The 8,935-nt window shown below is 35.0% G+C and carries 10 protein-coding genes; 5 read left to right on the forward strand and 5 right to left on the reverse strand.

Features of this window, described 5'->3' with window-relative positions; translation table 11 throughout:
• Positions 1-174 precede the first annotated feature (174 nt).
• Positions 175-1,692, forward strand: coding sequence for a DEAD/DEAH box helicase (locus ACKI2P_RS10230; protein WP_407377331.1), 1,518 nt, complete (start codon positions 175-177; stop codon positions 1,690-1,692).
• On the opposite strand, the gene nadC is transcribed toward ACKI2P_RS10230, so the two are convergent.
• The gene (nadC, locus tag ACKI2P_RS10235; protein ID WP_407377332.1) at positions 1,689-2,513 is read right to left on the reverse strand and encodes a carboxylating nicotinate-nucleotide diphosphorylase; all 825 of its coding nucleotides are present in this window, start codon (positions 2,511-2,513) and stop codon (positions 1,689-1,691) included. The two genes, ACKI2P_RS10230 and nadC, sit on opposite strands and share 4 nt — an antisense overlap.
• Before the next feature lie 68 nt (positions 2,514-2,581).
• Between nadC and rnz the strand changes: the two genes are divergently transcribed.
• Genes rnz through nadA form a run of 3 tightly spaced genes read left to right on the forward strand, consistent with a single transcriptional unit; the run spans position 2,582 to position 5,151 of the window.
• Entirely contained in the window at positions 2,582-3,481 is a 900-nt protein-coding gene (gene rnz, locus ACKI2P_RS10240) for a ribonuclease Z (RefSeq protein ID WP_407377333.1), read from the forward strand.
• Positions 3,482-3,488: 7 nt separating this feature from the next.
• Positions 3,489-4,241 (forward strand): mechanosensitive ion channel family protein, encoded by a 753-nt coding sequence (locus ACKI2P_RS10245; protein ID WP_407377335.1) that lies wholly within the window; start codon positions 3,489-3,491, stop codon positions 4,239-4,241.
• Positions 4,234-5,151 (forward strand): quinolinate synthase NadA, encoded by a 918-nt coding sequence (gene nadA / locus ACKI2P_RS10250; RefSeq protein WP_407377337.1) that lies wholly within the window; start codon positions 4,234-4,236, stop codon positions 5,149-5,151. Before ACKI2P_RS10245 ends, nadA begins: the two co-directional genes overlap by 8 nt.
• A gap of 10 nt (positions 5,152-5,161) precedes the next feature.
• On the opposite strand, the gene ACKI2P_RS10255 is transcribed toward nadA, so the two are convergent.
• The 3 genes from ACKI2P_RS10255 to ACKI2P_RS10265 all read right to left on the reverse strand — a co-directional run bounded on the left by ACKI2P_RS10255 (position 5,162) and on the right by ACKI2P_RS10265 (position 7,516).
• Positions 5,162-6,160 carry a homoserine acetyltransferase gene (locus tag ACKI2P_RS10255; RefSeq protein ID WP_407377339.1) on the reverse strand — a complete coding sequence of 333 codons (999 nt, stop codon included), beginning with the start codon at positions 6,158-6,160 and terminating at the stop codon, positions 5,162-5,164.
• A 95-nt stretch (positions 6,161-6,255) separates the two neighbouring features.
• Entirely contained in the window at positions 6,256-6,531 is a 276-nt protein-coding gene (locus tag ACKI2P_RS10260) for a DUF5750 family protein (protein ID WP_407377341.1), read from the reverse strand.
• Positions 6,521-7,516 carry an alpha/beta fold hydrolase gene (locus ACKI2P_RS10265; protein WP_407377342.1) on the reverse strand — a complete coding sequence of 332 codons (996 nt, stop codon included), beginning with the start codon at positions 7,514-7,516 and terminating at the stop codon, positions 6,521-6,523. Before ACKI2P_RS10265 ends, ACKI2P_RS10260 begins: the two co-directional genes overlap by 11 nt.
• A gap of 79 nt (positions 7,517-7,595) precedes the next feature.
• On the opposite strand from ACKI2P_RS10265, the gene nucS reads away from it, so the two are divergent.
• Positions 7,596-8,378: an endonuclease NucS gene (gene nucS, locus ACKI2P_RS10270; RefSeq protein WP_407377343.1), complete on the forward strand. Its 783-nt coding sequence runs from the start codon at positions 7,596-7,598 to the stop codon at positions 8,376-8,378.
• Here the strand turns inward: nucS and ACKI2P_RS10275 are convergent.
• Complete coding sequence (locus ACKI2P_RS10275) at positions 8,375-8,869, reverse strand: hypothetical protein (protein WP_407377344.1); 495 nt, start codon at positions 8,867-8,869, stop codon at positions 8,375-8,377. The two genes, nucS and ACKI2P_RS10275, sit on opposite strands and share 4 nt — an antisense overlap.
• Between the last annotated feature and the right edge of the window lie 66 nt (positions 8,870-8,935).

Below are 8,935 nucleotides of genomic sequence, written 5' to 3' on the forward strand. Positions count from 1 at the left end.
GAGAAATCTTGCACAAAAAAGTTAAATGAAGCATTAACACTGAAATTAAAAGATTTATAAATTCAAAAATCATAAATTAATAATAACTTTAAATTACATGCCCTGAAAAATAAATTAAAACCAATAATTAAAAAACATGACTTAAACAATTATAAAACTAAAAGAGAATGAAAAATGACAAATCAATTAAAAAATTTAGTCAGACCACATTTAAGCAAAACTGATTTTGCAAAATTTAAAAAACTAATTTCTGAAACCAAAGTTTATAATGTTCCTAACTCATTGACCGGTGAACTGAGACCCTATCAAAAGATTGGCTATTCATGGTTAGTCCACAACATCAAATACGAATTCGGATCGATACTTGCCGACGACATGGGGCTCGGTAAAACAATACAGATTTTAAGCGCAATATTATATCTGAAAGAAAACAATCGCCTGGAAACTGAATCAACACTGATAATTGTTCCTCCAACCCTGATTTCAAACTGGGAAAATGAAATCAAAAAATTCACCCCTGAACTGACATATTTCATATATCACGGATCAAACAGATATTACCCCCTGGAAGATTATGACATCATCCTGACTTCATACGGAGTTGTGAGACTTGACCTGGACATGTTTACAGATAAGACATGGCAGTTATGTGTAATTGATGAAGCTCAAAACATTAAAAATCCCAACACTGAACAAACAAAAGCAATCAAAAGCATCAAGGCAAAATCAAAAATAGCACTTACCGGAACACCAATTGAAAACAGACTGATGGACTATTGGTCAATATTTGATTTTACAAACAAAGGATATCTCTCAACTAAAGATGACTTTAAAAGAAGCTATGTAATGCCCATAGAAAAGCTGGAAGATGAAGAAACACTGGAAAACCTGAAGACAATAGCCAAACCATTTGTCCTAAGACGTTTGAAAACCGATGAAGACATTAAAAAGGAGCTTCCTGAGAAATTTGTTAATGACATATACTGCACTTTAAGCAAAAAGCAGATAAGACTCTACAATGCAATTTTGGAGGAAATATTCTTTGATATTGAAAATGCAAAGGGAATTCAGAGAAAAGGAATAATTCTAAAAATTTTGACTGCACTAAAGCAAACCTGCAACCATCCGGCTCAATTTTTAGACATCAAAAAGCCTACAATCAAGGAATCAGGAAAGATGGAACTGCTTGTTGACATTCTGGAAAATATCCTGAGTGCTGATGAAAAGGTAATCATTTTTACACAGTATGTTGAAATGGGCAAAATCATTCAAAACCTGATTTCAAAGAAATTCAAAAGAGAAGTACTTTTTTTACATGGTTCGCAAACTTTAAAAGAAAAAACAGAAGTAATCGATACTTTTCAGGAAGATAAAGATTATAAAATATTGGTTGCAACCCTCAAGACTGGTGGAACCGGTCTGAATCTGACTGCTGCAAGAAATGTGATTCACTATGACCTGTGGTGGAATCCTGCAGTTGAAAACCAGGCAACAGACAGGGTTCATAGAATCGGCCAGGACAAGGACGTGATGGTTTACAGATTCATTACAAAAGGAACCCTTGAAGAGGCAATTGATGCAATGAGCAAGCATAAAACAGATTTGGCCAAAAAGGCCATCAGCAACGATGAAACCTTCCTGACAGAAATGAATGATGAAGAGCTGAAAGAAGTGTTGAAATTAAGAATCTAATCAAATTTCATGCTGAAGTTAAGGCTTCTTGATGAATGGGTCAGTGCGCCGATTGAGATAATGTCCACACCCAATTTAGCATAATCCGCTATAGTTTCATCAGTGATTCCACCTGAAACTTCTATAAGTGAATTTTGACGAATACCTATTTTTGAAAGTTCATCAAGAACATCTTTGACTTCACTTGGCCCCATATTGTCAAGCATTACGATATCAGCACCATTTTTAACACATTCAACGGCATCATCAAGTGTTTCCACTTCGATTTCAATCTTTTTGGAAAAGCTAACGTTTTTCTTTGCTTTCAATAAGGCTTCCAAAGGAGTGCCGCAGGCAGCGATATGGTTGTCCTTAATGAGGACCATATCATCAAGGCCGAAGCGATGAGTATCCGCCCCACCAACTCTTAAAGCATGCTTGTCGAATTTCGCAATTGCAGGAGATGTCTTACGTGTTCCGGCAACCCTGACATCATAATCCTTAACCAGATTTGCATAATGATTGGCTGCACTGGCAACACCGCTCATCCTCATTGACAGGTTCAAGACAGTCCTTTCAAGAAGCAGAATTGTCCGGGCATTACCCTGGCAGGAAAGCAGCAAATCACCTTTTGAGATTTTACTTCCTTCCTTTAACCAGAACTTGACATTTACGCCATATTCCTCAAGAATGTCCCGTATAATATCAATTCCTGCCAGAATCCCATCATCTTTTGATACTATTTGGGCGCCGACTTCCTTTGCCTCATCAACTACCGCTTCAGAAGTAACATCCCCAAATCCTTTATCCTCATCAAGCATGTATTGAATAATCTTATCCAAAAAATCACCTAAAATTTAATATATTTATGACTATATAGTATTTCTATAAATATAAAAGTGATTAAATTATGGAAATTATATTTTTAGGAACTTCATCAGCAGTTCATTCCAAAGAAAGAAATCATCCGTCAATCGCCCTTAAGGCATTCGGTGACGTGATGCTGTTTGACTGCGGTGAAGGGGCTCAAAGACAAATGCTTCACACTAAAGTAAGTCCAATGAAGATATCTAAAATATTCATCAGCCATTTTCACGGCGACCATATTTTAGGCTTGCCTGGATTGCTGCAGTCATTGGGACTGCAGGGCAGGGAAGAAAAAATGACAATCTACGGCCCTAAAGGATTGGGCAAGGTCATGGATGCTATATTCAACTTTGGATACTGTAAATTTGACTACCCAATCGAATTCATTGAAATCGGTTCAGAAATCATAGAAGAAACCGACGAATACATTATCCGCTCACAGATGGTACGCCACAATGTCCCTTGTCTGGCATACTCAATTGAGGAGAAGAAAAAACCTAGATTTTTAAGAGAAAAGGCAATAGAACTCGGAGTTCCTGTCGGACCTGCCTTCGGACGATTGCACAATGGCGAAGAGGTTGAAGTTGACGGAAAAATCATAAAACCGGAACAGGTTTTAGGCGAACCAAGAAAGGGGATTAAAATTACATATTCCGGAGATACACGGCCCTGTGAAGAGTTGATTGAATTTGCAAAAGACAGCACAATACTGATACACGAATCAACATTTTCAACCCAGGATGAGGAAAATGCAGAAGAGCATGGCCATTCAACTGCGGCTGATGCAGCATACGTTGCAAAACAATCGAACACTAACGAGCTTATATTAACTCATATAAGCACCAGATATAACGGAGACTTCTATAAGATTCTGCTGAATGAAGCCCGTGAAATCTTTGAAAATACAAAAATAGCTTATGACTTTATGAATATAGAACTTTGATGATACTATGGACACTATACTAATTGATGATGCAATAGCAATGATTTATATATTGATTGTTATTTTAGCTGCAACAATTTTAACCAGACTTATTGCATTTCTGATGCAAAAGATGAAAAGATTTAAGAATGACATGACTGTAATCTATCTTATTCGAGACATCATCAACTATACAATTTATTTCATTGCATTGATGCTTATTTTACAGTTATTTGGAATTGACCTTACAGGAACACTTTTAAGTTTAGGAATTGTCGGTATAGCCGTGAGTTTTGCAGCAAAAGACATCATTTCCAACCTATTTTCAGGAATCATACTTATTCTTGGAAGAAGTGTCAAAGTTGGAGACACAATTGAAGTGAACGGCAAAAAAGGATTTGTTGAAAAGATTTCCCTTAGATCAACAGTTGTGGTCGATGATATGGGAGTCAAAAATCATGTTCCAAACTCCACATTGACAGATGACTATTATCTGCTATTTAAAAGACCTGAAAAGTATAGAATAGACATTATTGTGGGATTGCCTCTCCACATAGATGTTGAAGAGTTCAGCGAAAAAATTATTGACATAATAAACGGATACGAAGCGGTGAGCGAAACACCAAAACCTATAGTATTCTCACAGGAAATCAAATTCGAGGAAGCAAGGGTTAAAGTGTCATTTTGGGTAATAGATTTAAATGATAAAGACCAATATAAATTAAAAGTTACAAATGACATTAGAAAATGTATAAATAAAATGGGTGAAAAGAATGAGTAGTTCAATTCAAGAAGAAATTTTAAAGCTTAAGGAAGAAAAAAACGCAATAATACTTGCACACAATTACCAGCCAAAAGAAATCCAGGAAATTGCAGATTTCCTAGGTGACTCATTGGAATTATGCATCAAGGCATCTGAAATTGATGACAAGGATCTGGTCATATTCTGCGGAGTTGACTTTATGGCTGAAACAGCTTTTATCTTAAATCCCGATAAAAAAATTGTCATACCTACCATGGAAGCTGAATGCCCTATGGCACACATGCTGCCTGAAGATGAACTACTTAAAGCTAAAGAGGAACATCTGGATGCAGGCATAATCCTCTATGTAAACAGTATTGCCGAAGCAAAACAGCATGCAGACACATTATGTACCTCCGCAAATGCTGTAAAAGTTACAGAAAGCCTGCCTCATGACAAAATTCTATTTGGACCAGACAAAAACCTAGGAACACATGTTGCTGAAAAAATAGACAAACAAATCATTCCCGTACCTTCAGACGGACACTGTTACGTCCACAGATTATTCCATATTGAAGACGTTGAACTCAAAAGAAAAGAATACCCTAATGCAGAAATCATTTGTCACCCAGAATGCAACATAGAAGTTCAAAACGCCTGTGATAAGGTAATGTCTACCGGAGGAATGTTAAGATACATTGCTGAAAGCGATAAAGAGGAATTCGTAATCGGAACTGAAGTCGATATGATTACAAGGATCAATTCAGAGGTTCCGGGCAAAAAACTGTATCCATTACTTGAAGGAGCAATCTGTAAAACAATGAAACTGCACACATTGGAAAAAGTCAAAGCCTCCTTGATTAACGAAGAACCTCAGGTCACACTTCCAAAAGACGTGGCAGACAAATCAAGAAAAGCGGTTGAGCATATGCTCAATGCATCAAAATAGTTAATTTTAACTATTTTCTATTTTTTTCAAAATCTTTTAGAAAATCAATCAAAACATCCGTAAACAGTGAAAAATCTTCTTCATCAGTATAATCTCTTTTTGAGTCATAGATAAATACCTGAGCACCATTGATTAATTTTTGAGCAGGAATTGTATCAAGTTCAGGAGTATAATAAATGTCATCCCTTGGGCTTAAAAGCAAGGTTTTTGCCTTAATGTTACCTAATTTGTCTTCAACATCATAATTCAAAACTGTGTCGTTTCGATATTTTATATCATAAATATCTGCAAATAAACCCTCATCTACAAAATCATCCATCAACGCATCAATTTGGTCATTGCTCATTGTACTGAATATCTTTTTGGAAAAATAATTTGAATATATTAACTTAAAAATTGAAACCGTGATTCTTGATAGGGATTCACTATAAATTTCATTATAATATTCATCTGATGATTCAATAATTCCATCAATGACCTTTGAAGCCACATATCGATATCCATAAGTTTTAAATGAACTGTACATGACGACAATGAAATCCATTTCATCAGGATATTCAACCGCCCAGGTATATGCTTCAAAGCCCCCAAGGCCAATGGCGAATACTCCAAGAACATGGTCAATATTGAAATATTCCCTTAAAAATTGCCTTCTGAAATTGACACGGTCAAAGATAGTGTAACTTGGAAAATTATATTTCAAATTTGTTGTGGAAGGAGAACAGGAATTTGGAAATCCCAGTGAAGAGATACAAATATAAAAATAATTAAACTCATTGAAATAACCATTTTCTGCGAAGAACATGGAAAAGTCATCTATGGAATGGCAACTCCCATTGAATCTGTGGCAGAATACTACAGCATTAATGATATTGCCGTTTTCATCATATTCAGGAGTTCCTCTTGCAATGTACTCTACTTCAACATCCTTAAGTACTTCACCGTTTTCAAATTCAAATTCATCCAGAACATATTTACCATAACTTGGAATGGACTCATGAATAACCATTTCTTTTCCCCTAAAATTAAATAAAATGTATAATAAAGTTTATATTATAATAAATATTTAAAAGTTATCAAAACAAATTTCAAGACAAAAATAAATTACATGTCTTCTAAAAAGCTTGACAAAAAGACATTCATCTCTATTTCCTCACGGGCTATGAAATCCTCCATACGAATTTTGGCAACATCACTTTGGAAAGGATAGAGATTATCATCAAAATACATAGTTATTTTTAAAGTATTTCCATCAATCAGCATTTTTTCATCAAGATTCAGCTCCAGGTATCTTAATTGATCATCAGATAATCCGAGAACCTTGTAATCTATGAAATTTTTACCGTCAATTTGACCATAGTCAGAAATTTCAACAATCATCAAAACCATCCATAAACTCTTTTAATTCATAGGAAATGTTTTCAAGTTCGTTGAAGCACAAATGACCCAGTTCGGAATCCATCACTATAAGTTGGGAATTTTTTATCATTTTTGACATTGGAATACCGTCAAGTTCCGGCGGAAAATGAGGATCCTGCTTGCAGGAAACAATTAAAACGTTAGCCTTAATTTTATCCAGGTCCTTTTCGACATCAAATTCCATGCTTGCCCTGTTGCAGTATTTCAAGTCATAGATGTCCGTTTCAATCATTTCATTTCCAAAGTCTTCAAATTCAATGCTCAGCTCATCATTTGTTTTGGCTCTTAATGCCTCTTTGGAAAGTCCGAAGTTAAATTCCGCAAGACAGGCAATTCTTAATGTCCTGATTAATGAATATGTAAGCTCACCTTTAGCATAATCCGGGTCGGATTGAATTATTTCATCAACAAATCTTGATAATATAAAATCATGACCTGCAACCTTGTAACTGCTCACTCCACATATAATGAAGTCCTGAAAATCTGGATATTCAATGGCCTGTGTTAAACCTACAAAACCACCCATTGAGTTTCCAATCAATCCCAGAACATGTTTTATATTAAATTTTTCGGCGAGGAACTGTTTTTGAAAGTTGACAACATCGAGAATGGAATATTTGGGAAATTTGTTTTTCAAATCTGTTTGAGAGGGAGAGCATGACCCTGCAGACCCCAATGCGGTCAAACTAATAAAAAAGTATTTGTTTGCATCAAAAGGACAACCTTCGAAAGACAGAGGCAGAATTTTATTTATTCCCGCAAAGCTTCCCAGAGATCCTGAACAATACAATATCGCATTACATATAAGGCCGTTTTCATCATATTTCGGAGTTCCATAAGTCATGTATTCTACTTTTACGTTTTCCAACACTTCACCATTTTGAAATTCAAAGGACTCCATTGTAAAATCCCTTTTTTCATTTTCAAAAAATTCCTCGTCAAACATTTTATTCCTCTGAATTTTATCGACTAATATTTCCTATTGAAAACAAAATATTTAAATTAATCTAAACAATGTTATTGTGATGAAATATAAAATTTTGGAAAAACCTAGTTGCGAAGATGCATACGATTTGGTTTATGAAGCTTTAAGAAAAAGGGCAACAATACTGATTTTTGCCTGCTGTAAAGTCAACTATGAAGGCCGTGCATTAAGTGAACTCAACTGGGGAGAAAGAATAATAATGATTAAACCGGATGGTGCATTTTTAATCCATCAGGAGAGAAAAGTTGAACCTGTCAATTGGCAGCCGCCAAAATCAAAAACAAGAGCATACATTAAAAACGAAAATCTATTTTTGGAAAGCAGAAGAAGAACTCCGAAGGAACTGCTGACAGTTGAAATAAGACAGATTCAATTCATAAACTATGCCAATATCGAAGACTTTGAAGAGCTTGAACAGGCAGGTTATGAAAAGGACATGGGCGACATGATTATGGATAAACCCCATATGATTGAAGAGGGTTTCACACCAACCGCAAGGGAATACAGTGTCGAACATGGATTTATTGACATTTTAGGTAAAGACAGTGACAATAACCTGATGATTCTTGAACTTAAAGCGCGTAAAGCCGGGGTTAATGCAGTAAAACAGCTTAAAAGATACCTTCTTGATTTTGAAAATACCGATAATGACTACCTAAAGGAATGCCAGGCACAAAAGAAAAATATAAGAGGTCTGCTTGTTGCACCTTCACTTATGGAAGATGCACAGGAAATGATTGAAGAGGAAGGTATTGAATTTGTTGCAATTGAACCTCCCCGCGAGTTAAAAAGAGATAAAAAAGTTACATTAGATGCCTTCTAATCCAGGGCATCCTCAATTTTTTTAAGTTCATCATTGAACTGTTTTTTAGCTGCATCATTTGCAGGAATTGAAGTTGTTACATGACAATCCTTTTCCAATTTGTAAATGAGATAATCAGGAGTTACTAGTTCAATTGATTCATCTTCATCCAATAGCTCCAAATCCCCCAACTCACCAATAATGTCATCATACTCCTTTTGTTCAAGTGAAATTACATCATCCAGTTCCATTTCCTGAACTTTAGGATTTAACTGCAATGCAATAGCCACAAACCCATTAACAGTTTTATCAGAGATTGAAAATTTAGAATTTCTGATTTCATCCATAGACCATTTGACATGATTTACAGTATTTTTTGAGACAGGAATTTCATTGGACAATCCAATCTGATTAATTTCATAATCTTTTTTCCATTCCCCAATTTTATAGATAGCATAATTTATATCATCAATTTTAATAATATCATCAAATCTACCAATTTGTTCATCCATTTTTATCACTCAAATATAGAATATATTTTTATAAAATAAAAACATTATTATAAATATAAACTAACT

Origin of the sequence: Methanobrevibacter sp. (assembly GCF_045541095.1) — an archaeon.
Classification (GTDB): domain Archaea; phylum Methanobacteriota; class Methanobacteria; order Methanobacteriales; family Methanobacteriaceae; genus Methanocatella.

Coding starts and splice junctions, on each gene's coding strand:
- ACKI2P_RS10230 (WP_407377331.1), top strand. CDS start 175: ATGACAAATCAATTAAAAAATTTAGTCAGACCACATTTAAGCAAAACT.
- rnz (WP_407377333.1), top strand. CDS start 2,582: ATGGAAATTATATTTTTAGGAACTTCATCAGCAGTTCATTCCAAAGAA.
- ACKI2P_RS10245 (WP_407377335.1), top strand. CDS start 3,489: ATGGACACTATACTAATTGATGATGCAATAGCAATGATTTATATATTG.
- nadA (WP_407377337.1), top strand. CDS start 4,234: ATGAGTAGTTCAATTCAAGAAGAAATTTTAAAGCTTAAGGAAGAAAAA.
- ACKI2P_RS10255 (WP_407377339.1), bottom strand. CDS start 6,160: ATGGTTATTCATGAGTCCATTCCAAGTTATGGTAAATATGTTCTGGAT.
- ACKI2P_RS10260 (WP_407377341.1), bottom strand. CDS start 6,531: ATGATTGTTGAAATTTCTGACTATGGTCAAATTGACGGTAAAAATTTC.
- ACKI2P_RS10265 (WP_407377342.1), bottom strand. CDS start 7,516: ATGTTTGACGAGGAATTTTTTGAAAATGAAAAAAGGGATTTTACAATG.
- nucS (WP_407377343.1), top strand. CDS start 7,596: ATGAAATATAAAATTTTGGAAAAACCTAGTTGCGAAGATGCATACGAT.
- ACKI2P_RS10275 (WP_407377344.1), bottom strand. CDS start 8,869: ATGGATGAACAAATTGGTAGATTTGATGATATTATTAAAATTGATGAT.